This is a genomic window from Pseudomonas sp. 32_A, from assembly GCF_017490905.1.
Classification (GTDB): domain Bacteria; phylum Pseudomonadota; class Gammaproteobacteria; order Pseudomonadales; family Pseudomonadaceae; genus Aquipseudomonas; species Aquipseudomonas inefficax.
Genome location: NZ_JAFGYI010000019.1, coordinates 1 through 26606 on the forward strand (window position 1 = coordinate 1; position 26606 = coordinate 26606).

Annotated in this window: 28 protein-coding genes, 1 tRNA gene and 1 pseudogene; 17 read left to right on the plus strand and 13 right to left on the minus strand. The window is 63.4% G+C overall.

The window, feature by feature from the left end; all coding sequences use genetic code 11:
- The 4 genes from J5M58_RS13615 to J5M58_RS13630 form a co-directional block, all read right to left on the minus strand.
- Positions 1-401: GreA/GreB family elongation factor (locus tag J5M58_RS13615; RefSeq protein WP_207878430.1), on the minus strand; the 401-nt coding region annotated here is incomplete at its 3' end.
- 67 nt (positions 402-468) lie between these two features.
- Positions 469-825, minus strand: a complete 357-nt coding sequence (locus J5M58_RS13620; protein WP_207878432.1) for a hypothetical protein — start codon at positions 823-825, stop codon at positions 469-471.
- A 136-nt stretch (positions 826-961) separates the two neighbouring features.
- Positions 962-2815: a DUF4105 domain-containing protein gene (locus J5M58_RS13625; RefSeq protein ID WP_112251935.1), complete on the minus strand. Its 1854-nt coding sequence runs from the start codon at positions 2813-2815 to the stop codon at positions 962-964.
- Between the two features lie 74 nt (positions 2816-2889).
- Positions 2890-3378 (minus strand): DUF3015 domain-containing protein, encoded by a 489-nt coding sequence (locus J5M58_RS13630; RefSeq protein WP_112251936.1) that lies wholly within the window; start codon positions 3376-3378, stop codon positions 2890-2892.
- A 253-nt stretch (positions 3379-3631) separates the two neighbouring features.
- Between J5M58_RS13630 and J5M58_RS13635 the strand changes: the two genes are divergently transcribed.
- The 5 genes from J5M58_RS13635 (at position 3632) to J5M58_RS13655 (ending at position 8419) form a co-directional block, all read left to right on the plus strand.
- Positions 3632-6070, plus strand: coding sequence for a Lon protease family protein (locus J5M58_RS13635; protein WP_207878434.1), 2439 nt, complete (start codon positions 3632-3634; stop codon positions 6068-6070).
- Positions 6071-6231: 161 nt separating this feature from the next.
- Positions 6232-6570: a hypothetical protein gene (locus tag J5M58_RS13640; protein WP_003247487.1), complete on the plus strand. Its 339-nt coding sequence runs from the start codon at positions 6232-6234 to the stop codon at positions 6568-6570.
- A 194-nt stretch (positions 6571-6764) separates the two neighbouring features.
- Positions 6765-7253: a TIGR00645 family protein gene (locus J5M58_RS13645; protein ID WP_003247486.1), complete on the plus strand. Its 489-nt coding sequence runs from the start codon at positions 6765-6767 to the stop codon at positions 7251-7253.
- Between the two features lie 157 nt (positions 7254-7410).
- Entirely contained in the window at positions 7411-7716 is a 306-nt protein-coding gene (locus tag J5M58_RS13650; protein WP_085626988.1) for a DUF6482 family protein, read from the plus strand.
- Positions 7717-7801: 85 nt separating this feature from the next.
- A complete protein-coding gene (locus tag J5M58_RS13655) occupies positions 7802-8419 on the plus strand; it encodes an FKBP-type peptidyl-prolyl cis-trans isomerase (protein ID WP_025337633.1) in 618 nt (205 codons plus the stop codon).
- Positions 8420-8561: 142 nt separating this feature from the next.
- Here J5M58_RS13655 and J5M58_RS13660 read toward each other — a convergent pair whose 3' ends face one another.
- The 3 genes from J5M58_RS13660 to J5M58_RS13670 all read right to left on the minus strand — a co-directional run bounded on the left by J5M58_RS13660 (position 8562) and on the right by J5M58_RS13670 (position 10389).
- A complete protein-coding gene (locus J5M58_RS13660; RefSeq protein WP_112251938.1) occupies positions 8562-8807 on the minus strand; it encodes a hypothetical protein in 246 nt (81 codons plus the stop codon).
- A gap of 84 nt (positions 8808-8891) precedes the next feature.
- Positions 8892-9233 carry a zinc ribbon domain-containing protein YjdM gene (locus J5M58_RS13665; protein ID WP_016713349.1) on the minus strand — a complete coding sequence of 114 codons (342 nt, stop codon included), beginning with the start codon at positions 9231-9233 and terminating at the stop codon, positions 8892-8894.
- A gap of 187 nt (positions 9234-9420) precedes the next feature.
- The gene (locus J5M58_RS13670; RefSeq protein WP_112251939.1) at positions 9421-10389 is read right to left on the minus strand and encodes a polyprenyl synthetase family protein; all 969 of its coding nucleotides are present in this window, start codon (positions 10387-10389) and stop codon (positions 9421-9423) included.
- A 244-nt stretch (positions 10390-10633) separates the two neighbouring features.
- Between J5M58_RS13670 and rplU the strand changes: the two genes are divergently transcribed.
- The 5 genes from rplU (at position 10634) to J5M58_RS13695 (ending at position 14329) form a co-directional block, all read left to right on the plus strand.
- A complete protein-coding gene (rplU, locus tag J5M58_RS13675) occupies positions 10634-10948 on the plus strand; it encodes a 50S ribosomal protein L21 (RefSeq protein WP_003247466.1) in 315 nt (104 codons plus the stop codon).
- Positions 10949-10986: 38 nt separating this feature from the next.
- Entirely contained in the window at positions 10987-11244 is a 258-nt protein-coding gene (gene rpmA, locus J5M58_RS13680) for a 50S ribosomal protein L27 (RefSeq protein ID WP_003247464.1), read from the plus strand.
- Positions 11245-11432: 188 nt separating this feature from the next.
- Positions 11433-12659 (plus strand): Obg family GTPase CgtA, encoded by a 1227-nt coding sequence (cgtA, locus tag J5M58_RS13685; protein ID WP_112251940.1) that lies wholly within the window; start codon positions 11433-11435, stop codon positions 12657-12659.
- An 85-nt stretch (positions 12660-12744) separates the two neighbouring features.
- Positions 12745-13863, plus strand: a complete 1119-nt coding sequence (proB, locus tag J5M58_RS13690) for a glutamate 5-kinase (protein ID WP_112251941.1) — start codon at positions 12745-12747, stop codon at positions 13861-13863.
- A 22-nt stretch (positions 13864-13885) separates the two neighbouring features.
- Positions 13886-14329 (plus strand): CreA family protein, encoded by a 444-nt coding sequence (locus tag J5M58_RS13695; RefSeq protein WP_207878486.1) that lies wholly within the window; start codon positions 13886-13888, stop codon positions 14327-14329.
- Positions 14330-14460: 131 nt separating this feature from the next.
- Here J5M58_RS13695 and mksF read toward each other — a convergent pair whose 3' ends face one another.
- Genes mksF through mksB form a run of 3 tightly spaced genes read right to left on the minus strand, consistent with a single transcriptional unit; the run spans position 14461 to position 19275 of the window.
- Entirely contained in the window at positions 14461-17292 is a 2832-nt protein-coding gene (gene mksF, locus J5M58_RS13700; RefSeq protein WP_112251943.1) for an Mks condensin complex protein MksF, read from the minus strand.
- Positions 17289-17996 carry an Mks condensin complex protein MksE gene (gene mksE / locus J5M58_RS13705; protein ID WP_112251944.1) on the minus strand — a complete coding sequence of 236 codons (708 nt, stop codon included), beginning with the start codon at positions 17994-17996 and terminating at the stop codon, positions 17289-17291. Before mksE ends, mksF begins: the two co-directional genes overlap by 4 nt.
- Positions 17986-19275, minus strand: a complete 1290-nt coding sequence (gene mksB, locus J5M58_RS13710; RefSeq protein ID WP_112251945.1) for an Mks condensin complex protein MksB — start codon at positions 19273-19275, stop codon at positions 17986-17988. The genes mksE and mksB overlap by 11 nt, the downstream gene beginning before the upstream one ends.
- A 301-nt stretch (positions 19276-19576) precedes the next feature.
- Between mksB and J5M58_RS13715 the strand changes: the two genes are divergently transcribed.
- From J5M58_RS13715 to J5M58_RS13730, 4 genes are all read left to right on the plus strand, one after another.
- Entirely contained in the window at positions 19577-20362 is a 786-nt protein-coding gene (locus tag J5M58_RS13715; RefSeq protein ID WP_207878436.1) for an energy transducer TonB, read from the plus strand.
- The gene (gene rimI / locus J5M58_RS13720) at positions 20359-20814 is read left to right on the plus strand and encodes a ribosomal protein S18-alanine N-acetyltransferase (protein ID WP_112251947.1); all 456 of its coding nucleotides are present in this window, start codon (positions 20359-20361) and stop codon (positions 20812-20814) included. The genes J5M58_RS13715 and rimI overlap by 4 nt, the downstream gene beginning before the upstream one ends.
- A gap of 49 nt (positions 20815-20863) precedes the next feature.
- Positions 20864-21502, plus strand: a complete 639-nt coding sequence (gene can, locus J5M58_RS13725; protein WP_112251948.1) for a carbonate dehydratase — start codon at positions 20864-20866, stop codon at positions 21500-21502.
- Between the two features lie 201 nt (positions 21503-21703).
- On the plus strand, positions 21704-22279 hold the full coding sequence (locus J5M58_RS13730; protein ID WP_207878438.1) for a D-Ala-D-Ala carboxypeptidase family metallohydrolase: 576 nt from the start codon (positions 21704-21706) through the stop codon (positions 22277-22279).
- Here J5M58_RS13730 and J5M58_RS13735 read toward each other — a convergent pair.
- Positions 22219-23136, minus strand: coding sequence for a LysR substrate-binding domain-containing protein (locus J5M58_RS13735; protein ID WP_207878440.1), 918 nt, complete (start codon positions 23134-23136; stop codon positions 22219-22221). The two genes, J5M58_RS13730 and J5M58_RS13735, sit on opposite strands and share 61 nt — an antisense overlap.
- Before the next feature lie 246 nt (positions 23137-23382).
- Here J5M58_RS13735 and J5M58_RS13740 point away from each other — a divergent pair, with 246 nt between their 5' ends.
- Complete coding sequence (locus J5M58_RS13740) at positions 23383-24000, plus strand: LysE family transporter (RefSeq protein WP_207878442.1); 618 nt, start codon at positions 23383-23385, stop codon at positions 23998-24000.
- Between the two features lie 102 nt (positions 24001-24102).
- Here the strand turns inward: J5M58_RS13740 and J5M58_RS13745 are convergent.
- Positions 24103-24179 (minus strand) — tRNA-Met (locus J5M58_RS13745).
- Between the two features lie 101 nt (positions 24180-24280).
- Positions 24281-24879, minus strand: a pseudogene (locus tag J5M58_RS13750) (FecR family protein); the annotation flags it as partial.
- Between the two features lie 155 nt (positions 24880-25034).
- Between J5M58_RS13750 and J5M58_RS13755 the strand changes: the two are divergent.
- Positions 25035-26249 (plus strand): MFS transporter, encoded by a 1215-nt coding sequence (locus J5M58_RS13755; protein WP_112251953.1) that lies wholly within the window; start codon positions 25035-25037, stop codon positions 26247-26249.
- Between the two features lie 184 nt (positions 26250-26433).
- On the plus strand, positions 26434-26571 hold the full coding sequence (locus J5M58_RS13760; protein ID WP_166674214.1) for a hypothetical protein: 138 nt from the start codon (positions 26434-26436) through the stop codon (positions 26569-26571).
- Positions 26572-26606: the final 35 nt, after the last annotated feature.

Below are 26606 nucleotides of genomic sequence, written 5' to 3' on the forward strand. Positions count from 1 at the left end.
CTCCCCAACGGCGAACCCCAGTTGATCAACCCCCGCCCGGCATCCGCCTCATCCTCGCCCACCAGCCTTACCACTTGCTCCTGGTACTGCCCATCGACAAACCGCACCCGGCTACCAATCTGCACCTTGCTGCGCGATGTCGCCGCCGGCACCACCTGGGCACTCTGCACCCGCGCGCTGAAGTAGCGCAGGTCCCGTTCGGTATCCGCCAGCCTTTGCCTGTCGCCCCGTTCGCCCTGGGCCTGCAGTTCGCTGCGCAGGGCATTCAGTTCGGCCACGCGCTCCTGCAGCTGGCGCAAACCACTGGCGGTGACGTAGTTGGGTTGCGCGCTGACCCGTCGCTCGACCGGCTGATCAGCCTGGGCGGCGGCCTGGTCTTCGTTGACGAATGCTCGGCTCATGTGTGGCCTCCTTGTGCAGGAGACCATCATCGCAGGCTGCCGGTTTCAAGGAATGTCCGTTTGCGACTCAGTTGTGGCGATAGGCGCGTGCGGCATCGCGGTCTTTTTCCTGCTCCCAGTCGCGTTCGCGCTGGTCCCAGAAGCGCTCGTGGTACTGGCGCTGTTCTTCGCTGTTCTGCATGGCGTGGCACTGGCGAAAACCGTCGTCCCAGCCGCTTTCGTACTGGCGCTCGTGCAGGTAGCGCGGCACGTCCTTGCGAAAACCACCGACCATCAGCCCCGCCGCCTGGCGGCCGCTGCTGCAGCCGTCCTGGAAACCATCGGCATAGGCGGGGGGATAACCCTGATTGATCATCTGCTCGTGGGTGGTTTCGCAACCAGACAGCAACAACGCCATGCACACGCCGAACCAGTACCGCGACATAACCACAAAACCCTCCGGTTGATACTGGAAAGTCTAGGTGGGGATTTGTCGGGGGGCCGTCAAAACAGTGTCAAAGAGTCGGTTGGGTCACACAGGTTCTGCCCTGGCGCGCTCCTACAAAAATGCTTGGGGCCGATCAATAGTGATACCACTTCAGCTCAAGCATCACCTCGTTCTGCGCCGTAGCCAGGTGGCTGAACTCCCGCGAAGCACTCAACCGCACGCCCAGGTTCTGGCTGATTTCCCACTGCTGGTTCAGGCTCACACTGCGCCGCACCTCGCCATTGGCGAAATAATCGCCCTTGGCCTCCAGCGTCATGTTGCCCAGCCCGTTGCGCCACAGCAGCCCGCCATTGAAGCCCGCCGCCGGGGCGATGAACTGAGCAAAATCATTGTGGTGCTCGACCCGCACCGTGCCCAGGGCAAAGCCCAGCAACCCGTCGGCCAGTTGCCAGGTGCCACCGGCCCCGCCGTTCACATGGCTCACCAGCACTTCGTCATCATGCTTGCCCGGCACGCGCTCAAGCCCGCCGGCCACCTGCCACGACCAAGGCTTGAGCAGCTCGTTGCGCGGCGTCAGCGAGCGAATGGTGGCCAGGTCCAGGCGCTGTACCTGCCAGTCATTGCCTTCGTACTGGCGCAGCTTCAGCTGCAGGATCTCGATCTGCGCACCCAGCGGGAAGCCATAGGCGTTGTCATTCAGGTCGTGGTAGGCCATGCGCAGGCCGTACTCGGCGTAGGCGCGGTCTTCGCGGGTGCCCACGCCCAGCTGCCAGGTGCGCGAATCATGGCCGTCCTCGGGCAGGCCCGGGCGCTCGATCTGCAGGGGCGGTGGCGGGTTGCTGTTGATTGCCCGCAGCAGTTCGAAACTGCGCTTGGCCTGCCCAGGGTCGCGCTCCTGGCCATTGGCGCGGTAACGCTCCAGGCGGTACGCGGCATCCTGCACCAGCGCCTGGCGCTGGCGGGGGAGGGCCTTGAATTCGGGGCTCTGCAATTGCGCGGTGTCGGCGCTTACAGCCAGCACCTGGCGCTTCTCGTCGTGATCAAGCGGCTCGGCCCGGGCCAACAGTTCGCGTTCGCGAGAAGGGCGGTACGTTTCGCTGGCGACCATGCCGGACTGCTTCACGGCCTTCACCGTGTCGGTCGGGATCGCGGTCAGCGGGAACTGCGACGTCAGGTCCAGGCTCGGGCGGGCCACCTGCAGCAGTTCCAGCAGGCGATACGAGCAGTTCTCGTCGAAGAAGAAGTAGTCGAACTGGATCTGCTTCAGCTCCCACACATGTTCGACCATGCGCCCGGTTTCTTCCGGGGTCAGGTCCAGCTGGTACTCCCACAGGTCGCGGTTTTCCAGGCTGCGGTATTCGGACAGTTTTTCCTGGTAGGGCATCAGCGCGAACAGGCCCGGGTAGCCGCCCATCAGGCCTTTCCAGGCATACAGGATGCTGTTGTCGCTGCCTTCGATGTAGGCGCCGAAGTTGATCGCGTAGCTCAGCAGCGTGGTGTCGTCGCTGCGGGTGTTGGACTGGTCGATGCGCAGCAAGGTGTGGCCGAACATCGATGACGGGCTGTTCAGGTAGGCCGCCGGGAAGATCAGCGCCGCACTGTGCGGGTCGATCGACTGGTACCAGGTGGTGAATTCCTGGCAGTTTGGTTGTGGCAAATCCTGCAGGTCGAGCTGTTCGCGCAGCCAGCGGGTGCGCGCCGGGAACACGCACTGGGCATGCTTGTCGCCGAGGTTGGCCGGCGCGTACAGCGCTTCGACCGTGGCTTGCAGCTCCTGATCGGGGTGGTGCGCGCCGTCCTCGGCAAGGAAGAACGCCTCATCGTCCACGTAGCTGCGCCAGCCACCCAGCTTGGCGGTTTCGTAATGGCCCAGGGCAATCCAGTAAGGGGTGTTGGCCAGTTGCTGGACACGGCCTTGGTCCAGCACGGGCGCGGCATGAACAGGGGCGCAGGCACACAGCGCCAGGGATACGAAGCGTTTGAGCATGTCGGGCAACTACTTCTGAACGATGCCGAAAAAAGGCGAAACCCGCCCCGGAACCGGGGCGGGAGCAGCTGCACTCAGGCCTCGGTTGCGTATTTGGCCAGGCGTGGGTCGTTCTTCAGAACGGCCAGGGTGTTGCTGTGGACGGTTTCGGCAGTGACGTCGGCGCTGCTGAAGATCTGGTTGAAGTGCTGGTGGGTGACCGACGCGAAGTAGCCACGGTCTTCCGGAGCCACACCGAGGACCACGGCATAGGTGGTCAGCGCTTCACCCTGGCCCATGGCCATGTCTTCGGACAGTTCGTTCATCATGCCATTCATGGCGAACCAGGACTTACCGCCGTAGGTCAGCGACGCCCTGGTCGAGCAGCCGTTGGTGCCGGAGGTCATGCCGAAGGTGGCGTTACCGGAGGTGCCGTTGGTGGTGGAAGCCAGGAAGTGTGCCGGAGTGCCGCGCTGGCCTTCGAACAGCATGTTGCCCCAGCCGCAGTTCGGGCCGCCTGGCGCTTCGGCCATGGCATTGATCGAGACCACGGTGAACAGAGTACCCAGAAGAATCCGTTTCATAGCATTTGTTCTCTATTTGACTTAACCAAGGGTCAGGGTTTCTGGCAACTCGGTTGCCAGGTCGGGAAAGCTTTTCACCCACCCGCGCAGCTTGGAGTTTAGGCACGATCTAAAGGTTGCGTTGTTGATTGCGAAAAATTTGCTGTTCCATGACCCGCTTCGGCTGCGACATAAAGTCCTGCGGAGCCTTGCAAGGCGCGCGCGGGCAGCGCCAGAATGCTGCGTATCTGCCCCGCCGAAGTAAGGAAACCCAATGCCCGATCCTGTCGCTGCGCGCCTGCGTCTCGCGCCTGAAGCCCTGACCCGGCGTTTCTCCCCCGAGCAGTTTGCCTTTACCCATACTGACGATCTGGAGCCGTTTCGCGGAGTCCTGGGCCAGGAACGTGCTGTCGAGGCCCTGCAGTTCGGCGTGGCCATGCCGCGCCCTGGTTACAACGTGTATGTGATGGGCGAGCCCGGTACCGGCCGCTTCTCGTTCGTCAAGCGCTACCTCAAGGCCGAGGGCAAGCGCCAGCAAACCCCTTCCGACTGGGTCTACGTCAATCATTTCGACGACACCCGCGAACCGCGTGCGCTGGAATTGCCGTCCGGCAGCGCCGGGGCGTTCATCGCCGACATGAACGGGCTGATCGACAACCTCTTGTCGACCTTCCCGGCGGTGTTCGAACACCCGTCGTACCAGCAGAAGAAAGGCGCCATCGACCGTGCCTTCAACCAGCGTTACGACCGCGCCCTGGATGTGATCGAGCGCGCCTCGCTGGAAAAGGACGTGGCCCTGTACCGCGACGCCAGCAACGTTGCCTTCACCCCGATGGCCGACGGCAAGGCGCTGGATGAAGCCGAGTTCGCCCAGTTGCCGGAAGAGGTGCGCGAGCAGTTCCACGAAGATATCGCCCTGCTCGAGGAACGCCTGAACGAAGAGCTGGCCAGCCTGCCGCAATGGAAACGCGAGTCGAACAACCAGCTGCGCCAGCTCAACGAAGAAACCATCACCCTGGCCCTGCAGCCGTTGCTGGCGCCGCTGTCGGAGAAGTACGCCGAGAACGCTGCCGTCTGCGCCTACCTGCAGTCGGTGCAGCTGAACCTGCTGCGTACCGTGGTCGAGCAACTGGTCGAAGACAGCAAGACTGACGCTGCCGCGCGCAAGCTGCTGGAAGAGCAGTACGCCCCAAGCCTGGTGGTCGGCCACCACGCCGACGGCGGTGCCCCGGTGGTATTCGAGCCGCACCCGACCTACGACAACCTGTTCGGCCGTATCGAATACAGCACCGATCAGGGCGCGCTGTACACCTCGTACCGCCAGCTACGCCCGGGCGCGCTGCACCGCGCCAATGGCGGCTTCCTGATCCTCGAAGCCGAGAAGATGCTGGGCGAGCCGTTCGTCTGGGACGCGCTCAAGCGCGCGCTGCAATCGCGCAAGCTGAAGATGGAGTCGCCGCTCGGCGAGCTGGGCCGGGTCGCCACCGTCAGCCTGACGCCGCAGATGATCCCGCTGAACATCAAGCTGGTCATCATCGGTTCGCGCCAGCTGTACTACGCGCTGCAGGACCACGACCCGGACTTCCAGGAGATGTTCCGGGTGCTGGTGGACTTCGACGAAGACATGCCCATGGTCGATGAGAACCTGGAGCAGTTCGCCCAGCTGTTGCGCACCCGCACCAACGAAGAAGGCATGGCGCCACTGACCAGCGACGCGGTGGCGCGCCTGGCCACGTACAGTGCCCGCCTGGCCGAAAACCAGTCGCGCCTGTCGGCACGTATCGGCGACCTGTTCCAGCTGGTCAGCGAAGCCGATTTCATCCGCCAGCTGGCCAGTGACGAAATGACCGACGCCGGGCACATCGAGCGTGCGCTCAAGGCCAAGGCCACCCGCACCGGGCGTGTTTCGCAGCGGGTGCTGGACGACATGCTCGCCGGCATCATCCTGATCGACACCGAAGGCGCGGCCATCGGCAAGTGCAACGGCCTGACGGTGCTGGAAGTGGGCGATTCGGCGTTCGGCATGCCGGCGCGTATCTCCGCCACCGTGTATCCGGGTGGCAGCGGTATCGTCGACATCGAGCGTGAGGTCAACCTCGGCCAGCCGATCCACTCCAAAGGTGTGATGATCCTCACCGGCTACCTGGGCAGCCGCTATGCCCAGGAGTTCCCGCTGGCGATCTCGGCGAGCATCGCCCTGGAACAGTCCTACGGCTATGTGGATGGTGACAGCGCCTCGCTGGGCGAAGCCTGCACGCTGATCTCGGCCTTGTCGCGCACGCCGCTCAAACAGTGCTTCGCCATCACCGGCTCGATCAACCAGTTTGGCGAAGTGCAGGCAGTGGGCGGGGTCAACGAGAAGATCGAGGGCTTCTTCCGCCTGTGCGAGGCGCGCGGCCTGACCGGCGAGCAAGGGGTGATCATCCCGCGTGCCAACGTTGCCACGTTGATGCTCGACGAGCGCGTGCTGCAGGCGGTGGAGAACGGCATGTTCCACGTGTACGCGGTCAGCCAGGCCGACGAGGCGTTGAGCTTGCTGGTGGGCGAGGAGGCCGGTGTGCCGGATGACAAGGGCCAGTTCACCGAAGGCAGCGTCAACGCCCGGGTGGTTGAGCGCCTGCGTGAGATCGCCGAGATGATCAGCGAGGAAGAAATCGAGAAGGCGGAGAAAGAGCGCCTGGAAGAGGTGATCGCCCAGGCCAAACCGGCCTGAGTCAATAAACCGGCGCTGGCGGCGATGTGCTACCGTTCAGCGCCGGTTTTCCATCTTTCTATACCGTTCTTCTATGCTGGAACTTAAGGACGGTATCAGCGTTCAGGATGGAAACAGCCTGAGGTTCAGGCTGAACAAGGCTTATTGGAGGGGGCGCGGCCATGCGCAATCTCAGCCTCACACGCCAGTGCCTGGGCCTGGTGACCCGCATCGAATGCAGCATTCGTCCGCTGGCCGGGGACAACGGCATGTGGACACTGCTGTTCGCCGCCGGCATGGCCGGTGAACAACCCTCCGCGATCAAGGCCCAAGGGCCGTTCCATGGGCCGCTGGTGGCCGAATCGGTGCTCAATGCCATTGTCGACAGCCTGACCTTGCATGGCTATCAGGTGGCCGAGGATCCGCAGATCTGGTGCTTGCATTTGCAGGCGCAGTTGCGGCGGATCAATGGTGAGCGTTGCCGGAACCTGGGGGATTACCAGTTTCATCCTGAGACCTGATTGAGGCCGGGGGCCGCTTTGCGGCCCATCGCGACACAAGGCAGCTCCTACAAGGGACCGCGATCTCTTGTAGGAGTGGCCTTGTGTCGCGATGGTCTGCAAAGCAGCCCCCATTTCACCGGGCTTTTGCTGTAACAGGTGGCTGGCTATACTCGCCGTCGCTTTTTTAGTCACCTGATGAGTCCCGACACTCCATGGAACGTATCCTCGAAAACGCGATGTATGCCTCGCGCTGGCTGCTCGCCCCTATCTACTTCGGCCTGTCCCTTGGCCTGCTGGCCCTGGCGCTGAAATTCTTCCAGGAAGTGGTTCACGTCCTGCCCAACGTCTTCGCCCTCAGCGAAGCCGACCTGATCCTGGTGATCCTGTCGCTGATCGACATGTCCCTGGTGGGCGGCCTGCTGGTGATGGTGATGATCTCCGGCTACGAGAACTTCGTCTCGCAACTGGACATCGACGAGAGTAAGGAAAAGCTCAACTGGCTGGGCAAGATGGACTCTTCGTCGCTGAAGATGAAGGTTGCCGCGTCGATCGTGGCCATCTCGTCCATCCACCTGCTGCGTGTGTTCATGGATGCGCAGAACATCTCCACCGATTACCTGATGTGGTACGTGATCATCCACATGACCTTCGTGGTCTCGGCATTCTGCATGGGCTACCTGGACAAGCTGACCAAGCACTGAGCCTTCAGGCCTCTTCGCGATCCCTGTGGGAGCGGGCAAGCCCGCGAAGAGGCCGGTACGGTCCACCTGACGAGCGGCGTCAGTCATGCCTTGTGCATTCGTCCATTCTGTACAAAAAATGAGCTCTCATGCGTGGTTCTCATCGCGAGGTGCTTTCATGAACCTGCATCAGCTCAACACCGAGGCCAGGGCTGGCCATGTCGACGAACTGAACCTGATCGCCATCGAAGGCGGTGACTACCTGCTCGAGGCCCGGATCAAAGGCCACGCCCACCCCCTCTCAGACCCCCGTGGTGAACGCCTGCGCGTGCACTCGGTGGAGGATGCGCGCAAGTTGCTGCAAACCATCCCCATGGTCTCGATGAACCTGGTGCACTGGTCGGTGCAGGACGAAATGTGCGGCATGGGCACGCACCCGGAAGAAGACTTGAAGGTGCCGATTTCCCAGCGCTCGGCCTGGTAGCTGCTCGCAGCGCCCCAGTATGCTAGGCTGCTCGCCCTTTTCATCAAGGGCGCGGCTTCACTGCGCCCTGCAGTGGAGCACGACAATGTCCGAACTCAACCTGTCCACCGACGAAACTCGCGTCAGCTACGGCATCGGCCGTCAGCTGGGCGGCCAGCTGCGCGACAACCCGCCACCAGGCGTCAGCCTGGAAGCCATCCTGGCCGGCCTGACCGACGCCTTCAACGGCGCCGACAGCCGCGTCAGCGAAGCCGACCTGTCGGCCAGCTTCAAGGTCATCCGCGACGTGATGCAAGCCGAAGCAGCCGCCAAGGCTGAAGCCGCTGCTGCCGCTGGCAAGGCATTCCTGGTCGAGAACGCCAAGCGTGACGGCATCACCACCCTGGCTTCGGGCCTGCAGTTCGAAGTACTGACCGCTGGCGAAGGCGCCAAGCCGACCCGCGAAGACAACGTGCGCACCCACTACCACGGCACCCTGATCGACGGCACTGTGTTCGACAGCTCCTACGACCGTGGTCAGCCGGCTGAATTCCCGGTAGGTGGTGTGATCGCTGGCTGGACCGAAGCCCTGCAACTGATGAACGCTGGCAGCAAATGGCGCCTGTACGTGCCGAGCGAGCTGGCCTACGGCGCCCAAGGCGTTGGCAGCATCCCGCCGCACAGCGTGCTGGTGTTCGACGTCGAGCTGCTCGACGTTCTGTAATGCCGCTGGGGCCGCTTTGCGGCCCATTCGCGGGCAAGCCCGCTCCCACAGGTACAGCGCAGGATTCAGATGCTGTGGAGTCCCTGTGGGAGCGGGTTCATCGTGGCGACGAACCGCCGCGAAGAGGCCGGCCCTGCCAGCCTCAATTCCAGTCTGTTCCCCCGGGGCGCAACGCCCGCGCATAGCAGAACAGAAACAGATTCCGCACCAGCTCCTTGAGCACCCCCGGTTCACTCGAATTCAGCCCGCTCATGTCCAGGTCGCCCAGGTCACGCAGCTCGTCGAGCGCTTCTTCTTCAAGCACCGCGCACACTTCACCGGTTTCCCGATGAAGAATGCGCAGGTAGGGGTGAGGGCGGTCCAGCCAGGCGTCGATCAGATAAGTCATGGCTATTCTCCTTGGATAGCAGTCCCAATGAGAATAATTCTTATTATCTGAATAGCAAGCGCCAATTGGCGGTTTTAAGAAAAATCAGACCTTGCGTACGAATTCGGACTTCAGCTTCATGGCGCCGATGCCGTCGATCTTGCAGTCGATGTCGTGGTCGCCGTCGCACAGGCGGATGTTCTTGACCTTGGTGCCGACCTTGACCACCAGGGACGAGCCCTTGACCTTGAGGTCCTTGATAACGGTGACGGTGTCGCCATCCTGCAGGATGTTGCCGACCGAGTCCTTCTTCACCACCTCGTCGCTGGCCGCTTCGGTGTCGCCGCTGGCCGACCACTCGTGGGCGCATTCAGGGCAGATCAGCTGAGTGCCATCCTCATAGGTGTATTCGGAGTTGCATTTCGGGCAGGGTGGCAGAGTGCTCACTTCGGTTCCTCAAACAAACAGACGGGCGGTTAAAGACCCGCATTGTAAAAGGTATTTCTGCGAAAGTGATTATGTCCGGACAAAAGCTTCGCGGGTAAACCCGCTCCCATAGGTACCGCATAGGCCCAGAGCCCTGTGATATCCCTGTGGGAGCGGGTTTACCCGCGAATGAAGGCGACTCGGTCTATCAGTGAGTACGCGCGACAGCAAACTCGCTCAGCTCGACCAGCGCATCCCGGTATTCGCTGGCCGGCAGCACTTCCAGGCAGGCGATGGCACGCTTGACGTAGTCACGCGCCAGCTCCGCGGTGTACTTCAGCGCCCCCGACTCTTCTACCGCCACGCGAATCTGCTCCAGGTCTTCCAGGCCACCTTTCTGAATGGCCTGGCGCACCAGCGCAGCCTGTTCGGCAGTGCCTTCGCGCATGGTGTAGATCAGCGGCAGGGTAGGCTTGCCTTCGGCCAGGTCGTCACCGACGTTCTTGCCCAGGGTCTGCGAGTCGCCCTTGTAGTCCAGCAGGTCGTCGACCAGCTGGAAGGCCACGCCCAGGTGGTCGCCAAAGGTGCGCAGGGCCTCGCGCTGTTCGTCGGTTGCCTCGGCCAGCGCGGCGGCGCTGTGGGTCGACGCTTCGAACAGCATCGCGGTCTTGCCGCGGATGACCTCCATGTAGACTTCCTCGGTGGTGCTGGCATCGCGTACCCGCGACAGCTGCAGCACTTCACCCTCGGCAATCACGCGGGTGGCCTTGGACAGGATCTGCATGACCGGCATCGAGCCCAGTTCGACCATCATCTCGAACGAGCGCGAATAGAGGAAGTCGCCCACCAGCACGCTCGGTGCGTTGCCCCACAGGGCATTGGCGGTGGAGCGGCCACGGCGCATGCCGGACATGTCGACCACGTCGTCGTGCAGCAGGGTAGCGGTGTGCAGGAATTCGATGGTGGCAGCCAGCAGGCGCAGGTCGTCGCCTTCGCGGCCCAGGGCCTTGCCACACAGCAGCACCAGCAGGGGGCGCAGGCGCTTGCCACCGGCGGACGTGATATAGTCGCCGATCTTCGATACCAGCGGCACGCGCGAGGTCAGCTGCTTCTTGATGATCTCGTCGACGGCGCTGAAATCATCAGCCACCGCGCGGTAGAAGGATTGGGGTTGCATCGGCTGCTCCAGTGAGGTTGCGCGGCATGCTAGGTCGCGGGTCCCGGCGTGTCAAGGCGCGGTGCCAGCGCGCCGGGGGCGGTACTTGCAAGCAAAACCGCGGTTGCGTACAATCGCGCACCCTAACTTCCTGGGCAGCACCTGCCTTACGCAATTGCGCCGGGCCGTTCCAGCCCTGTGCAGCCATGCCAGCCAATACTCATCATATAAAGCGCTGGGTGAGCAGGATTATCGGAGAAATACCATGTCTTACGCAGTAATCGTTACCGGCGGCAAGCAGTACAAAGTCGCTGAAGGTGAATTCCTCAAGATCGAAAAACTGGAAGTCGCCACTGGCGAATCCGTGACCTTCGATCGCGTCCTGCTGGTCGCCAACGGTGAAGAAGTCACCATCGGTGCTCCAGTTGTTGCTGGCGCTAAAGTAGTGGCCGAAGTCGTTTCGCAAGGCCGCCACGACAAGGTTCGCATCATCAAGTTCCGTCGTCGTAAGCACCACATGAAGCGTATGGGCCACCGCCAGTGGTTCACCGAGATCAAAATCACCGGCATCCAGGCTTAATCCCCTAGATCCCCTGAATTTATTTGGAGAATTGAACCATGGCTCACAAGAAGGCTGGTGGTAGTACTCGTAACGGTCGCGACTCAGAATCGAAACGCCTTGGCGTGAAGATGTATGGCGGCCAGGTTATCAAGCCAGGCAACATCATCGTCCGTCAGCGCGGCACCGAATTCCACGCTGGCTACGGCGTTGGCATGGGCAAGGATCACACCTTGTTCGCCAAGATCGAAGGCGTGATCAAGTTCGAGAAGAAAGGCGAGTTCATGCGCCGTTACGTGAGCATCGTCGCCGCTTAATCGCGACGTCGCTCCAGAAGCCCCGTCACGCGACGGGGCTTTTTCGTTTGTGGTGAGCCTCTTGCAAAGCTGTTTGTATGGGCTGCCGGCGTGAGTTTCTACGGTCGTACGGGGCCGCCGCGCTCATTTTTGCAAGAGCCTCATGTTTTTGAGTCATTCAGCTCGTCTACCGACGAGAGGCGGTTTTAATGAAGTTTGTTGACGAAGTATCCATTCGGGTCAAGGCCGGTGACGGCGGCAACGGTTGCATGAGCTTCCGTCGCGAGAAGTTCATCGAGAACGGTGGCCCCAACGGTGGTGACGGTGGTGATGGTGGTTCGGTGTACATGATCGCCGACGAAAACCTCAACACCCTGGTCGACTATCGCTACACCCGTCACCATGAGGCCCAGCGTGGCGCCAACGGTGGCAGCACCGACTGCACCGGCAAGAAAGGCGAAGACCTGTTCCTGCGTGTGCCGGTCGGTACCACCGTGATCGACGCCTCCACCCAGGAAGTGATCGGTGACCTGGTTACCCCGGGCCAGAAGCTGATGGTCGCCCAGGGCGGCTGGCACGGCCTGGGCAACACCCGTTTCAAGTCCAGCACCAACCGTGCGCCGCGCCAGACCACCCCTGGCAAGCCGGGTGAGCAGCGTGACCTGAAAATGGAAATGAAAGTGCTGGCCGACGTCGGCCTGCTGGGCCTGCCGAACGCCGGCAAGAGCACCTTCATTCGCTCGGTTTCGGCCGCCAAGCCGAAAGTGGCCGACTACCCGTTCACCACCCTGGTGCCGAACCTGGGTGTTGTCAGTGTCGACCGCTGGAAGAGCTTCGTCATCGCCGACATCCCCGGCCTGATCGAAGGTGCTTCCGAAGGCGCCGGCCTGGGTATCCGCTTCCTCAAGCACCTGGCGCGTACCCGCGTGCTGCTGCACCTGGTGGACATGGCGCCGCTGGACGAAAGCAGCCCGGCCGATGCCGCCGAAGTCATCGTCAACGAGCTGACCCGCTTCAGCCCGTCGCTGGCCGAGCGTGAGCGCTGGCTGGTGCTGAACAAGGCCGACATGGTCATGGACGACGAGCGCGACGAGCGGGTCAAGGAAGTGGTCGAGCGCCTGCAGTGGGAAGGCCCGGTCTACGTGATCTCGGCCATCTCCAAGCAGGGCACCGAAAAGCTCAGCCACGACCTGATGCGCTACCTCGAAGACCGCGCCGACCGCCTGGCCAACGACCCGGCCTACGCCGAAGAGCTGGCCGACCTCGACCAGCGCATCGAAGACGAAGCCCGCGCCCAGCTGCAGGCCCTGGACGACGCCCGTACCTTGCGCCGTACCGGCGTCAAGAGCGTGCACGACATCGGCGACGATGACGGTTGGGACGATGATTTCGAGGACGACGAAGACGGCCCGGAAATCATTTACGTGCGCGACTGACCGGTTGCAGTACACTAAACGCCGCTCTTTGGAGCGGCGTTTTTGTATCCACGGTATCTACAGATTCGACATAGGTTGGAAGAAGATGCGAAGCAAGGTGACGGGCGCCAAGCGCTGGGTCGTGAAGATTGGCAGTGCTCTGCTGACCGCCGATGGCAAAGGCCTCGACCGCGGTGCCATGGCCGTTTGGGTCGAGCAGATGGTAGCGCTGCGTGAGGCAGGCGTGGAGTTGGTACTGGTCTCCTCCGGGGCCGTGGCTGCCGGCATGAGCCAGCTGGGCTGGACGTCGCGACCGAGTGCGATGAACGAGCTGCAGGCGGCTGCCTCGATCGGCCAGATGCGCCTGGTGCAGGCCTGGGAGTCGAGCTTCGGCGAGCACGGCAAGCACACTGCGCAGATCCTGCTGACCCACGACGACCTGTCCGACCGCAAGCGCTACCTGAACGCCCGTAGTACCCTGCGCACGCTGGTCGACCTGGGCGTGGTGCCGGTGATCAACGAGAACGATACCGTGGTCACCGACGAGATCCGCTTCGGCGACAACGACACCTTGGCGGCGCTGGTGGCCAACCTGGTCGAGGCTGACCTGCTGGTGATCCTTACCGACCGCGATGGCATGTTCGACGCCGACCCGCGCAACAACCCCGAAGCCCAGCTGATCTACGAGGCCCGCGCCGACGACCCGACACTGGACGCCGTAGCCGGCGGTACCGGCGGTGCTCTGGGCCGTGGCGGCATGCAGACCAAGCTGCGCGCCGCGCGCCTGGCAGCCCGTTCCGGTGCCCACACCATCATCATCGGTGGCCGCATCGAGCGCGTGCTGGATCGCCTCAAGGCTGGCGAACGCCTGGGTACCTTGCTGTCGCCCGAGCGCGGCATGCTTGCGGCGCGCAAGCAGTGGCTGGCTGGCCACCTGCAGACCCGTGGCACCCTGGTGCTGGATGCCGGTGCCGTGCAGGCGCTGCGCCAGGCCAACAAGAGCCTGCTGCCGGTTGGCGTGAAGACCGTGCAGGGCAGCTTCCGTCGTGGCGAGATGGTGGTGTGCGTCGGCCCGGACGGCCTTGAAGTGGCGCGCGGCCTGGCCAACTACAGCGCCCTGGAGGCGCAGAAGATCATCGGCCAGCCGTCGGATGCCATCGAAAGCATCCTGGGCTATATCGCGGAGCCCGAGTTGGTGCACCGTGACAACCTGGTTCTGGTCTGAGGACGTGCGCGTGCTGAAAAGGATGTTTGCCGTGGCGGCACTGGCGTTGCCGATGCTGGCCGGGGCCGAGGAAATCGGCCAGGTGTCCACCGTGTTCAAGTTCCTCGGGCCGAATGATCGTATTGTGGTCGAGGCGTTCGACGACCCCAAGGTCGAGGGCGTGACCTGCTACCTGTCGCGGGCCAAGACGGGCGGCGTGAAGGGTGGGTTGGGGCTGGCGGAGGACCGGGCGGAGGCATCGATTGCCTGTCGTCAGGTCGGGCCGATCAGTTTCAAGGGTGAGCTGAAGGATGGCGAGGAGGTGTTCAAGGAACGCACCTCGCTGGTGTTCAAGACCATGCAGGTGGTGCGCTTCCTCGACAAGAAGCGCAATACCTTGGTGTACCTGGTGTACAGCGACCGCATCGTCGAAGGTAGCCCGCAGAATGCGGTGACAGCGATTCCGATCCTGCCTTGGGCGCATTGATCGCCTGACAGATCGCCGGGAGGCCTTTGGCCTCCATCGCGACACAAGGCCGCTCCTACAGGGAACGCGAATCCCTGTAGGAGCGGCCTTGTGTCGCGATAGGGCCGCAAAGCGGCCCCATTACCCCGATATCAGGCCAATTCTTCGGCCTGATCCTCTCGCACAACAGCCTTCACTTCATCCCGACGGCTGATGAACTTCCAGTCCGCTTCGTCGATGTAGATGCCATTCGGCCCGCTGCCACCTTCCAGGTCGATCGCCACGCGCGCCGAAACCTGCGGCTTCACGCTCGCCAGAATCGGCACGAAGCCCAGCTGCAGGCTGGTTTCCAGCAGCGCAGCCTGGTTGCGTTCGTCGATGTCCGCCGCTTCGTCCAGGTAGTACGGCAGGCGAATGCGCCCGGCCAGGTCGCGGTCCATCAGGTGCAGCAACAGGTACATGTTGGTCAGCGCCTTGATGGTCATGGTGGTGCCGTTGGATGCCGCGCCGTCGATGTCGGCATGGATCACCGGCTGGCCGTTGACCTTGGTGATCTCGAACGCCAGCTCGAACAGGTCCTTCAGGCCCAGCTGGTTGTGGTTGGCCGCCACCAGCCGTGCCAGGTATTCCTTGGCCTCTTCGTTCTTGTTGTCCTGCTCGGCGCTCTGGGTCAGGTCGAATACCGACAGGGTTTCGCCTTCTTCGTACTGACCAGCGCTGTGGATGATCTGGTCGATGTGCTTGAGCGCTTCCTTGTTCGGCGCCAGCACCACGCGGAAGCTCTCCAGGTTGGATACCTGGCGCTTGTTGATCTCGCGGTTGAACAGGGCCAGCTGGTGCTCGAGGCTGTCGTAGTCGCTGCGGATGTTACGCAGGGTCCGGGCGATGTCGGTGACCGCCGCGCGGCGGGCCTTGGCCAGGGTCAGGGCTTCGTCGGTGCGGTGCGCATAGGCATTCACCAGCAGTTGCAGGCGGCGCTCCATGTCGTCTTCGCTGTCGAACTTGGCCACGCCTTTCAGGCGCACCTGGGCGTACAGCGCCTCGATCTGGTTGTCCACCCGCTGCAGGCCCTGCCAGCTGTCCTGGTAGTCGTTGAGCAGTGGCAGCAGGTTGTCCATCGAGTCGTCGACGGCTTCCATGTACGGCGTGCCGTAGGGCAGGTCGGCCGGCAACAGCTGGCGACGGCGCAGAGCGTCTTCCAGGGTGCGCTGCTTGGCCTCGAGGTCGCCGATCTGCCTACCGACCAGCTGCAGCTTGGCCGACAGTTGCTGGACACGTTCGGTGAAGGCGTCGCTGGAGCGCTTGAGTTCGTCCTGGGCGGCTTCGAGCTGCGACAGCTGTTCCAGCTTCTCGGGCTCTTCGGCGGCCAGGGTTTCGCTGCGGCGGAAGTCTTCCAGCGCTTTTTGCGCGTCCAGTACTTCCTGGTACAGGGTTTCGGTCTGCGCCTTGGAGGCGGAGCGGTCGGCGGCCACGGCTTGCTGGGTCTTGAGCTGCTTGAGCTCCTTTTCCAGGCGCTCTTTCTGGTCACGCAGGGCAGCACGGTCGGCCAGGGCCTGCAGTGCTGGTGGGTCGATGTGCGACAGGTCGATGGACAGCCCCGGGGCTTCGAAGCGTTCGCCCTTGAAGCCGTCGAGCACCGCCTCCAGCGATTTTACCCACAGGTCGCTGTCGTCCAGTTCGATGCCGCGGTCACCCAGCGGCAGGCTGAACAGCGCGCCGTTGAACAGGCGCATCAGGCGGTCGACGTCCTGCTGCGAGAACTCCTCGCGCAGGCGGGCGTAGCTGTTGTTGTCGGCGTGGTCGAGCTGTTGCTTGACCTGCTTCAGGCGTTTTTCCAGGTCGCGTACGCGCTCGTCGAGGTCTTCGGCGCTGAACTGTCGCGACTGGGCCAGGGCGCCGGCCAGTTCGTCGTGGGCGTCCTTGGCCGCCAGCAGTTGCTGCTCCAGCACCTTGACGTCATCGACCAGGGCGAAGCGGTGCTTGAGCACCGACAGCTCGCCCAGCCAGCGCTGGATACCGGTGATTTCACGCTCCAGGCGCATCAGTTCCTGGGTGCCGCCGCGCTGGTCGTTCTGCAGGCGATCCTGCTCGCCACGGTAGTGCTCGGCCTGGATCACCAGCTCTTCCTTGCGCGCCATGGCGTATTCCTGCCAGGTGCCCAGCAGGGTGTCGAGCACTGGCGAAATGCGGTGCAGCTTGCCGCGCAGGATGTCGCGCTGGGCCACGCCACCGGCCAGGGCCTCGACCAGCGGGCCGGCGGCGACCAGGGCGTTGTAGTCCTGCTCCATGCGGCGCACGTCGCGGAAGGCTTCCTCGCAGGCGGCGATGTAGTCGACGCTGCCGGAGCGCAGGCTGTGCTCGAAGGCGTCGAGGAACAGCTGCTTGAGCTTGGCGGCGGTGATTTCGCGCATGTGCAGCAGGTTGATGAACAGCGCGCGGAAGGTTTTCAGGCTTTGCTCGCTGGTCGAGCGCAGCGGGATCATGGTCAGGTCCAGCGGCACCGAGGTGTGGCCGCCGACCAGCAGCCGGCGCAGTTCATCCGGCTTCAGCTCGTAGGCCTTGATCCCCAGGCGCTCGAGGTTGGTGAACAGCTCTTTCTGGCGCAGGCAGGTGTCGTTCTTCTGGTAGTGGGCCAGGTCCAGTTCGCCCTTGTAGGCAAAGAACTGGTGGCCGAAACCGCCGCCCGGGCCGCGGCCGACCACGCCGATGACGTGCGGGCCGTGGGGCAGGCTCAGTTCGCAGAGAATGTACGAGGTGTCGCTGGCGAAGTAGAAGCGGCGCGACTGCTCGAGGCTGTACTTGCCGAAGCTCATGTCCGACATGCGCGCCAGGATCGGGAACTGCAGGGCGTTGATCGACGCCGATTTACCCAGGTTGTTGGCACCGTATACCGACAGTGGGTGCTCCAGCGGGAACAGGCCAAGGCTGTAGCCGGCGGTGTTGAGCAGTGCGAAGCGGCGGATGCCGTAGCGTTCCTGGCTCATGCGTCAATCTCCTGTTGCTCTTCGCGGATCGCCCGGGCCAGGGCTTCCTCTTCGCTTTCCTCGCCCTCGAAGGGGCTGAGGTCGAGCGGGTCGTCGGTGCGGTTGAGTTCTTCGGGGCTTTCTTCCTCGACCAGCACCGGGGTCGGCAGCGGCAGGTCGCTGTGCAGGGTGGCCGCCAGGTCGCGGTCCTGCTGCACCGCCAGGCACACATCGAGGAACCGGTGCATCGGCGGCAGGAAGCGGTAGATGCCGCCTTCCTCGAAGGCGAAGCCGAGCTGGGTCATGCGGCGCAGGATTTTTTCTTCCAGCTCGTCCACGGTCTGCACTTCGGCCTGCAGGAACAGGTCGCGGTACTTGTCCAGCAGCGAGGGCAGTTCGTCACGGCCGATGCTGCCGCCATCGAGCACGGCCATCGGGTCGCGGCCCTGGTCGGCCAGGTGTTCGACCAGGATGAAGGTGAACAGCGACAGGCGCTGCGCGGTCTTGTTGACCTGCGCGGCGGCCATGTCCGGCACGAAGTAGTAGAAGCCACGGGTATCGCACACCAGTTCGAAGCCCAGAGCCTTGAACAGGGTGCGGTACTGGTCCTGGAAGTTCGACAGCTGAGCATACAGCTCGGGGTCGCGGCGGCTGACGTGGAAGCCTTTGAACAGCTCGCGGAAGATCGGCGCGAGCTGGGACAGTTCGGAAAGATCAAGATGCATGGGCTGGGCTCGCGTTGGATTCGGTAGGCGCGCTGGCGGCGTCTTCGCGGCTGGAGGTCAGGGCGAACGAGCGCAGGCTGACCAGGTGTTCCTGGGTGATGTACTCGCGGCGGTCGAGGCGTTCGCGCTTGAAGCGCTTTTCCCGCGACAGGCGCGAGAACCAGTACAGCAGCTCGTCGGTGGCGCCTTCGGGTTCCTGCTCCAGCAGCCAGACCATCAGGTCGGGCAGCGGCAGGGCCTGTTCGCAGCGTTCGGCCATTTCCTTGACCGTGCGCGGTGCACGGGGCAGGGCGCCGGACTGGGTCTTGTGGGCCTTGGGGAAACGCGCCGGCTTGGGCTCGAAGCGGGCCAGGGCGTAGACATAGGCTTCCACCTGGCTGGCGCTGCCGAGGAAGGTGCTTTGCGGGCGGGTGAACATCGGCATGGCCGCTTGCGGTACGGCGTCGATGCCCTTGCGCCGGATCACCGACAGGGCCAGCGCGGCGCCACGGGTCACGGCGTTGTGCCGGCGGGCTTCCTCACGCAGCGGCAGCAGCAGTTCGCGGGCGTGACGCAGGGTCAGCTGGGCGCTGGTCTGCATTTCCAGGATGCGCGCGTGGGTCCGCAGCAGCATGTCGTCGTCGACCAGGTGGCCCAGGCGCGCCTGTTCGCCCAGCAGCTTCAGCAGCACGGTCTCGACTTTGCGCACGCCCTGTTCGAAGGCGCCGTCGGCGTTGACCAGCTGGATCATCGGCTCGACGTACTCGTCCCAGGTCGCCAGTACTTCGGCATAGCGCTGGCGCAGCGGGATCTGGCGGTTGCTGGTCTTGGCCCGCTCGGCCACGGCCACCAGTGCCTGCTCGTCATTGTCGAGCTTCTTCAGTACATCGCGCACACGCATGTCGAGCAGGCGCAGCTGGCGTGCCAGGTCGTCGCTGTCGCGGTTGTCGAAGGCGTCCTGGATATGCCCGGCCAGGCGTTCCAGGTGGCGCAGGTAGGCTTCGATCTCCAGGCACAGGCCCAGCCGGTGTTCGCGGCGCAGGTAGGCGAGGAAGTCATGGATCTGCGCGTTGAGCTCGAAACGGTTCGGGCTCTTGGCCACCGGGACCAGGATATCCAGACGGATCCACACGTCGAGCAGCTGGGTGATGTCCTGCGGGGTGCTCTCGACCTGCTGGCGGCCCACATGCTGACGCAATTCGACCAGGCTCAGGGTGCCCTGGTCGAAACGCTCGCACAGCGGCTCGATCAGGGCCCAGTGTTCGGCTAGGGCGCGCAGGACGCGCTTGGGTTCGATCATTGGCTTCGACTCGTTGCCAAGAAAAAGGGGGCGATTGTACTGCATCCGGGGGGGAGGTTTTCACCCCTTGGTCTGTAATGAGCGATAACCTTGATACTTGCAGGGGATTCACTGGCCTCTTCGCGGGTGAACCCGCTCCCACAGGCACTGCGCACATTTCAGACTGTGTGCAGTACCTGTGGGAGCGGGCGTGCCCGCGAAGAGGCCGGTACAGGCAACAAAAATCCGCCGACCAGTTGCGGCACTCGAATGCCAACAGCGTTAGAATGCCCCACTGTCTCCACCCCTCGGATACCCGCTCTTGCTCACCGAACCCCGTCGCCGCGCCTACCTTTCCGCCATGCAAGTGGTGCACTGGCTGCCGCGCGCCGAGCTGCCGTTCGCCGCACCGTCGCGGCCCGAGCTGCTGTTGCCGGTGGCGCCGGTCGAGGACCTCGATTTCGACGTCAGGCCCGCACCGGCGGCTACCGAGGCACCAGCCGCCCCCCAGGCTCGCTCCGGCGAGCGGCCAAAAATCGAGATTCCGCGCCCGGGCAGTGCGCCAAAACCGGCCGCCAAACCAGTCGAGTCCGAGGAGCAGGCCGCGCCACCGCGCCCGGCCCCGGTACCGCCCCCGCGCTTCTCGTTGCAGTTGCTGCGCGCCGGCAGCTGCCTGCTGCTGGTGGAGCTGGCCACCGGCCAACCATTTCAGAGCCGCGACCCGTCCTATCTGCTGCTCAAGGACATGCTGCGCGCCGCCGGGCTGCCCGACGCCCCGCAGATCATCGGCGAACCGGTGCGCTGGCCGCTGCTGGTGCGCGGCAACATGGACCAGGGCCCGGAGGCCGCGCGCGATTTCGTCCAGGGCTTTGTTCAGGCGCGCCTGGAAGAGGCGCCGTGCAGCTGCCTGTGGCTGATCGGCGTGCCGGCTCTGCGCTTTGCCGCCAATGCCGACGGCGAGGCCTATTACCAAACCCTGAAGCTCGAGGGCCTTGGCGAAGCCTGGGCCTTGCCGGGCCTTGAACTGTTGATGGACGAGCCGCAGCGCAAGGCGGACGTCTGGAAAGCCATGCGCCAGCTGATGGCGCGCTGGAAGAGCGTTGAATGAGTGACTCGATCAGCTTCCGCCCGATGACCGAGGCGGATCTGGATGCCGTACTTAAGATCGAATATGCCGCGTTCAGTCATCCCTGGACCCGCGGGATCTTTCAGGATGCACTCAAATCGTACGAAGTCTGGCTGATGTTCGACGGCCAGCAGCAGGTGGGCCATGGCGTGATCAACGTGATCATCGACGAGGCGCACCTGCTCAACATCACCGTCAAGCCGGAAAACCAGGGCCGCGGCCTGGGCCTGCGCCTGCTCGAGCACCTGATGGCACGGGCCTACCAGCTCAATGGCCGCGAGTGCTTCCTGGAAGTGCGCGCAAGCAACCAGTCGGCCTATCGTTTGTACGAGCGCTACGGTTTCAATGAAATCGGCCGCCGCCGCGACTACTACCCGGTTGCCGGCGGCCGTGAAGACGCCCTGGTGATGGCCTGCACCCTGTTCGAGGACTGACCTTGCAGGGGCTGGAGTCATGCAGGCAAACCCTGATGAGGCAACGACCATGCATGACCTGCAGGAACTGATCGACAACAACGCCCGCTGGGCCGACGCGATCAACCAGCGCGACCCCGACTTCTTCGCCAAGCTGGCCCGCCAGCAGACTCCGGAGTTCCTCTGGATCGGCTGTTCCGACGCCCGCGTGCCGGCCAACGAAATCGTCGGCATGCTACCGGGTGATCTGTTCGTCCACCGCAACGTTGCCAATGTGGTGCTGCACACCGACCTCAACTGCCTGTCGGTGATCCAGTACGCGGTGGAGGTATTGAAAGTGCGGCACATCCTGGTTACCGGCCACTACGGTTGCGGTGGCGTGCGCGCCGCCATGCAGGACCGCCAGCTGGGCCTGATCGATGGCTGGCTACGCTCGATCCGCGACCTGTATTACGAAAAGCGCACCGAGCTGGCCAAGCTGGACAACGAAGAGGCGAGGGTCGACCGCCTGTGCGAACTGAACGTCATCCAGCAGGTGGCCAACGTGGCCCATACCAGCATCGTGCAGAACGCCTGGCACCGTGGCCAGGAACTGTCGGTGCATGGCTGCATCTATGGCATCAAGGATGGCCGGTGGAAAAGCCTGGACACCACCATCAGCGGCTTCGCCCAACTGCCGCCGCAGTACCGGTTGCGGGCGTTGGAGTAGTGACGTTTGCAAGCCTGGCACAGACCCTGTGGGAGCGGGTTCACCCGCGAAGAAGGCGACGCGGTGCATGGCACCGGCTTTGCCGGTGTTCGCGGGTGAACCCGCTCCCACAGGGATCGTGCAAGCGTTTGGGTTTTCAGTAGGACAGTTGCCGTAAGGCGGCGTGGCAGCCTATGTTCCATGTGCAGGGATGGGTGAAGGATGAAAAGACTGCTTCTGGCGGCAGGCCTTCTGGTAGCGGCCACTGCCCACGCCGAGGAACGCGACCTGTGGTTGTTCGCGCAATGGGCTGGGGACCATCAGACCCGGCCGTTTCGCGAGATGCTGGTGGATGCCCGCCTGTATGGCGTGGTGCCGATCCATCAGTTGCTGCGTTCGGCTTCGGACTGGAAGCTGTGCCGCGCGTCCCCCTTCGCCGTGCCACCTGCCAGCAACTGGCCGCAAGTGCGGTCAACGCTCTCGCTGATCAAGACGCTCGACGAGCAAGGCATCCTGCGCCAGTTCGAGGTGGTTTCGGCCTATCGCGACCCACGGCTGAACGTCTGCGCCGGCGGGGCGGCCAACAGCGCGCATACCCGGGCGTTCGCCGTCGATATCCTGCTACCCGACTGGGCGGACCCCAACCCGCTGTGCCGTTTCTGGCAGCAGTATGGCCAGGCCTGGAACATGGGCCTGGGGCGCTATCCGTCCGGGCGTATACATGTGGATACGGCGGGTTACCGTACCTGGGGCGGTGACGGCCGTGCGGGTTCGTCGTTCTGTATCAAGCCCAGATGAGCCAGGCAGCTCCTGCATTCGCCCGTCACCCACGTGGCGAAGCGCTGGCGCTTGCCGTTGTCTTCCAGTGGCTGGGGGCTGAGCAGGTGATAGGCCGAGCCGTCACGCACAAAGCCGAACGGCGCCTGCAGCTGCCCGTTGTCGAGCTCGTCGCGCACCATGAGGGCTGAGGCCATGGCCAGGCCCAGGCCGGCGCTTGCGGCCTGGATCGACAGGTAGAAATGCTCGTAGTCGCTGCGCTCGGTGTGCCGGGCCTGCTGGCCGCTCAGGCGCAGCCAGTTGGGCCAGGCGCCGGGGCGAGTGGCGCTGTGCAGCAGGCGTTGGCCTTCGAGTTGGATGGGGGCGGTGGGGCGGCAGACCGGGCCGATCCATTCGTCGCAGATCTTCTGGTTGTACAGCTGCTCGTCCCAGTGGAAGTCATCGCGGCGTATTGCCAGGTCGACACCACTGCGGGCGAAATCCAGTGGCCCGCCTGCGGCCACCAGGTGCAACTGCAGGTCGGGATGGATGGCATGGAAGCGGGGCAGGCGCGGGATCAGCCAGCGCATGGCGATTGTCGGCTCGCAAGACAGCACCAGCACGTTGTCGCGGGCCTGTTGCTGCAAGCGCTGCACGGCGCCTTCGAGCTGCTCGAAGATCGCCTGGGTGGTGCCTTGCAAGGCACGCCCGGCAGGGGTGAGGAAAATGGCCCGGTTGCGGCGCTCGAACAACTCCACACCAAGGCTTTCTTCAAGCAGGCGCACCTGGCGGCTGACTGCACCATGGGTGACATGCAGATGCTCGGCGGCGCGCACGAAGCTCTCGGTTGCGGCGGCGATGTCGAAGTAGCGGAAGGCGTTGAGTGGGGGCAGTTTCATAGCATCCCTTTGTGCCTTTGCAGGCCTTTTCGCGGGTAAACCCGCTCCCACAGGTGATACGCAACCCTCAGGTTTGGTGAAGTCCCTGTGGGAGCGGGTTTACCCGCGAAGAGGCCGGCACAGGTTCTATATATCTGTGAGTAAAGCTATCAGATTTGCCCCACTATAAATCGATTTTCCCCTGTCCATAAGCTCTCGATAATTACCTGGTCTGTGCATTTCCATCGCCTATCGAGACCCACCAGCATGACCGAAATCATCGCCGTCGCCCTGTTCACCTTGCTCGCCGTCATCAGCCCCGGTGCCGACTTTGCCATGGTCACCCGCAGCAGTTATGCACAGGGCCGCAAGGCCGGGCTGGCTGCTGCCGTAGGCATTGCCCTGGGAGTGCAGGTGCATGTCCTGTACACGGTGCTGGGCATTGCGGTGATCATCAGCAAGAGCCCGACCTTGTTCCTGACCATGAAAGTGCTGGGCGCGGGTTATCTGATCTACCTGGGCTATCAGTCACTGACCAACACCCGCCGCATCAGCCTCGACGGGGTTGCCGCATCATCAGCCGCCAGCGTAACGCAGGCATTGCGCACGGGCTTTCTGACCAACGCCCTCAACCCAAAGACCATGCTGTTCGTCATCAGCGCCTTCACCCAAGTGGTGCAACCTGGCAGCTCGCTGGCGCTGGATTTTGCCTACGGCGCTTTCATGTCCGTTGCCCACTGGCTGTGGTTCAGCCTGGTGGCGGTGTTCTTCTCCAGTACGGCATTGCGCAAGGCGATGATCGAGCGGCAAGGGCTGGTGGACCGGGTAATCGGCCTGGCACTGATCGGGTTGGGGCTGGCCGTGGCGGTGACCGGCATGCGTTGAGCCGGGGATCGAATGCCCTGTGCGGGAAGGGGGCAGGCCTGTGGGGAGTTTTTCGCAGGCAAAGAAAAAGGGCTTACCTTGCGGTAAGCCCTTCGTCTTGTTTGGTGGCTACACAGGGACTTGAACCCCGGACCCCAGCATTATGAATGCTATGCTCTAACCAACTGAGCTATGTAGCCGATGGCGCGCATTATTCTCTTGAACGGCCCCCCTGTCAACACTCATTTCAAAAAAAATTTGCACGCTTTCAAAAACTTAGCGGCCAAGCCCGGGCCGTTGCCTTGCCCAACGGCATGTCGCCGGCTTTCAGCTGCCCGTACGCCAGCCATCGGCGGCCTTGAGGTCGGCTTTCTGTACCGGGCCGATACGCGCGCCATCGAAGGTTACCCGCTCGCCCGCCGATATCATGCGCTGTTCGGCACCCTGGTTAACCAGGGCCTTGCCACTGAGCACTACCAGTTCGTCATGGCCGGCATGGCGGGCGACCTGCAGGCGGGTACCGAGCACCTGGATGCGCGCGTCGCCCACCGCCACCTCCATGGCTCGGCCGTCGAGCGTCACTTCAAGGTACACCCGGCCCTGCACCAGGTGCAGCTGGCGCGTGCGCCCGCGCAGGTCAGCGTTCATCGCGCTGGCGCTGCCCAGGTGCAGAGTGGTGCCATCGGCCAGGCGGACACTGCGGCGTTCGCCTGTATCGGTGTGCAGTTGGCTGCCCAGACGCTGCATCAGCGGCCAGTACAGGTAGACGGCGGTGCCCAGCCCCAACAGGAACAGTAGCGCCAGCCATTTGCTCAAATGGCTGGCGCGCGTAGTGATCTGTCGTGGACGGGGGCGAGCAGGCATCGGGCTCATGAGTTCGGTCTGCTCGCTGTAAGGGTTGTTTCGCCCAATGATTGCAGGGTATCGAGCCGAAGATGCTAATAATATTGAGAACCATTTACAAGTACGCTGCCGCAGAGAATTAAAAAAGGTAGCTATGTATCTATTCGTTTCCCGATAATCGGATCCCAAACTACGGATGGAGATTCAGGCACATGGCTATCAGTAGCGCCTCTACGGCGCCCACCGGTGCGGCGGCGAGCCAAGCCACGCCGCTGGTGATGCGCATCATCGGCTTTTGCGCCTTGGCGCACCTGATCAATGACCTGATCCAGTCGGTGCTGCCGGCGATCTACCCGATGCTCAAGGCCAACTACGACCTGAGTTTCGCCCAGATCGGCATGATCACGCTGACCTTCCAGATCACTGCCTCGCTGCTGCAGCCGTGGGTCGGCTTCTTCACCGATCGCCGACCGGCACCGAACCTGCTGCCGCTGGGCACCCTGTGTACCCTGGTGGGTATCGTGATGCTGGCCTTCGTCGGCAGCTTCCCCATGATTCTGCTGGCATCGGCGCTGGTGGGGATCGGCTCGTCGACCTTCCACCCGGAAACCTCGCGTATTGCGCGCCTGGCCTCGGGCGGGCGTTTTGGCCTGGCCCAGTCAACCTTCCAGGTCGGCGGCAACACCGGCTCTGCCCTGGGCCCACTGCTGGCGGCGGCCATTGTCATTCCGTTCGGCCAGAGCCACGTGGCCTGGTTCGGCCTGGCTGCGCTGTTCTTCCTCGGCGTCACCCTGATGCTGCGTGGCTGGTACAAGGAGCACCTCAACCAGGCCAAGGCGCGCAAGGCAGTGCAGGCGACCCATGGCATTTCCCGTGGGCGGGTGGTTGCGGCGCTGATCGTGCTGGGCCTGCTGGTGTTCTCCAAGTACTTCTACATGGCCAGCTTTACCAGCTACTTCACCTTTTACCTGATCGAGAAGTTCGACGTGTCGGTGGCCAGCTCGCAGCTGCACCTGTTCCTGTTCCTCGGTGCGGTGGCGGCGGGAACCTTCTTTGGCGGGCCGATCGGTGACCGCATCGGGCGCAAGGCCGTGATCTGGTTCTCGATCCTTGGCGTGGCGCCGTTTACCTTGGTATTGCCGTATGCCGACCTGTTCTGGACCACCGTGTTGAGCGTGGTGATCGGCTTTATCCTGGCCTCGGCGTTTTCCGCGATCGTGGTGTATGCGCAGGAGCTGGTGCCGGGCAGCGTGGGCATGATTGCCGGGATCTTCTTCGGGCTGATGTTTGGCTTTGGTGGCATCGGTGCGGCCTTGCTGGGATATGTAGCGGACATGCGTGGCATCGAGTACGTGTACGAGGTGTGTTCGTTCCTGCCGTTGTTCGGGTTGTTGGCGGTGTTCTTGCCGAGTACCGGCAAGCGTTGATATTGCCGGGGCTGCTTGCAGCCCATCGCGACACATGGCCGCTCCCACAGGGGACCGCGTACTGTTGTAGGAGCGGCCTTGTGTCGCGAAAGGGCCTCGTAGAGGCCCCCTGGGCAATTGACGAGCCAACCTGCGGTGGCCTAGAGTCCGCCTTTCCCCAACCACCTGCGTAGTAGTCAAAGCAATGTGCCGTACCCAGTCCCTGCCAAACGCCCGCCAGCCTGCCTTCCAGGCCCTGCGTCGTGCGTGGCCGAGCGACACGGTGCTCAAGCGTCGCCGCAGCGTGCTGTTTGCCTTCACCTTCTCGCCACACCTCGCCTGAACTGATCTGCGCTTTCGCGTCGCTCGCCGCCCTGG

What these genes read in the sequence shown, in the direction of transcription:
- J5M58_RS13660 (WP_112251938.1), bottom strand. Translation starts at nt 8,807, where the DNA reads ATGACTTATCTGATCGACGCCTGGCTGGACCGCCCTCACCCCTACCTG.
- J5M58_RS13735 (WP_207878440.1), bottom strand. Translation starts at nt 23,136, where the DNA reads ATGAAACTGCCCCCACTCAACGCCTTCCGCTACTTCGACATCGCCGCC.
- J5M58_RS13755 (WP_112251953.1), top strand. Translation starts at nt 25,035, where the DNA reads ATGGCTATCAGTAGCGCCTCTACGGCGCCCACCGGTGCGGCGGCGAGC.
- J5M58_RS13645 (WP_003247486.1), top strand. Translation starts at nt 6,765, where the DNA reads ATGGAACGTATCCTCGAAAACGCGATGTATGCCTCGCGCTGGCTGCTC.
- J5M58_RS13670 (WP_112251939.1), bottom strand. Translation starts at nt 10,389, where the DNA reads ATGCAACCCCAATCCTTCTACCGCGCGGTGGCTGATGATTTCAGCGCC.
- J5M58_RS13635 (WP_207878434.1), top strand. Translation starts at nt 3,632, where the DNA reads ATGCCCGATCCTGTCGCTGCGCGCCTGCGTCTCGCGCCTGAAGCCCTG.
- J5M58_RS13640 (WP_003247487.1), top strand. Translation starts at nt 6,232, where the DNA reads ATGCGCAATCTCAGCCTCACACGCCAGTGCCTGGGCCTGGTGACCCGC.
- J5M58_RS13740 (WP_207878442.1), top strand. Translation starts at nt 23,383, where the DNA reads ATGACCGAAATCATCGCCGTCGCCCTGTTCACCTTGCTCGCCGTCATC.
- rimI (WP_112251947.1), top strand. Translation starts at nt 20,359, where the DNA reads ATGAGTGACTCGATCAGCTTCCGCCCGATGACCGAGGCGGATCTGGAT.
- rpmA (WP_003247464.1), top strand. Translation starts at nt 10,987, where the DNA reads ATGGCTCACAAGAAGGCTGGTGGTAGTACTCGTAACGGTCGCGACTCA.
- J5M58_RS13695 (WP_207878486.1), top strand. Translation starts at nt 13,886, where the DNA reads ATGTTTGCCGTGGCGGCACTGGCGTTGCCGATGCTGGCCGGGGCCGAG.
- mksB (WP_112251945.1), bottom strand. Translation starts at nt 19,275, where the DNA reads ATGATCGAACCCAAGCGCGTCCTGCGCGCCCTAGCCGAACACTGGGCC.
- J5M58_RS13730 (WP_207878438.1), top strand. Translation starts at nt 21,704, where the DNA reads ATGAAAAGACTGCTTCTGGCGGCAGGCCTTCTGGTAGCGGCCACTGCC.
- J5M58_RS13625 (WP_112251935.1), bottom strand. Translation starts at nt 2,815, where the DNA reads ATGCTCAAACGCTTCGTATCCCTGGCGCTGTGTGCCTGCGCCCCTGTT.
- proB (WP_112251941.1), top strand. Translation starts at nt 12,745, where the DNA reads ATGCGAAGCAAGGTGACGGGCGCCAAGCGCTGGGTCGTGAAGATTGGC.
- cgtA (WP_112251940.1), top strand. Translation starts at nt 11,433, where the DNA reads ATGAAGTTTGTTGACGAAGTATCCATTCGGGTCAAGGCCGGTGACGGC.
- J5M58_RS13620 (WP_207878432.1), bottom strand. Translation starts at nt 825, where the DNA reads ATGTCGCGGTACTGGTTCGGCGTGTGCATGGCGTTGTTGCTGTCTGGT.
- mksE (WP_112251944.1), bottom strand. Translation starts at nt 17,996, where the DNA reads ATGCATCTTGATCTTTCCGAACTGTCCCAGCTCGCGCCGATCTTCCGC.
- J5M58_RS13650 (WP_085626988.1), top strand. Translation starts at nt 7,411, where the DNA reads ATGAACCTGCATCAGCTCAACACCGAGGCCAGGGCTGGCCATGTCGAC.
- can (WP_112251948.1), top strand. Translation starts at nt 20,864, where the DNA reads ATGCATGACCTGCAGGAACTGATCGACAACAACGCCCGCTGGGCCGAC.
- J5M58_RS13655 (WP_025337633.1), top strand. Translation starts at nt 7,802, where the DNA reads ATGTCCGAACTCAACCTGTCCACCGACGAAACTCGCGTCAGCTACGGC.
- mksF (WP_112251943.1), bottom strand. Translation starts at nt 17,292, where the DNA reads ATGAGCCAGGAACGCTACGGCATCCGCCGCTTCGCACTGCTCAACACC.
- rplU (WP_003247466.1), top strand. Translation starts at nt 10,634, where the DNA reads ATGTCTTACGCAGTAATCGTTACCGGCGGCAAGCAGTACAAAGTCGCT.
- J5M58_RS13630 (WP_112251936.1), bottom strand. Translation starts at nt 3,378, where the DNA reads ATGAAACGGATTCTTCTGGGTACTCTGTTCACCGTGGTCTCGATCAAT.
- J5M58_RS13760 (WP_166674214.1), top strand. Translation starts at nt 26,434, where the DNA reads ATGTGCCGTACCCAGTCCCTGCCAAACGCCCGCCAGCCTGCCTTCCAG.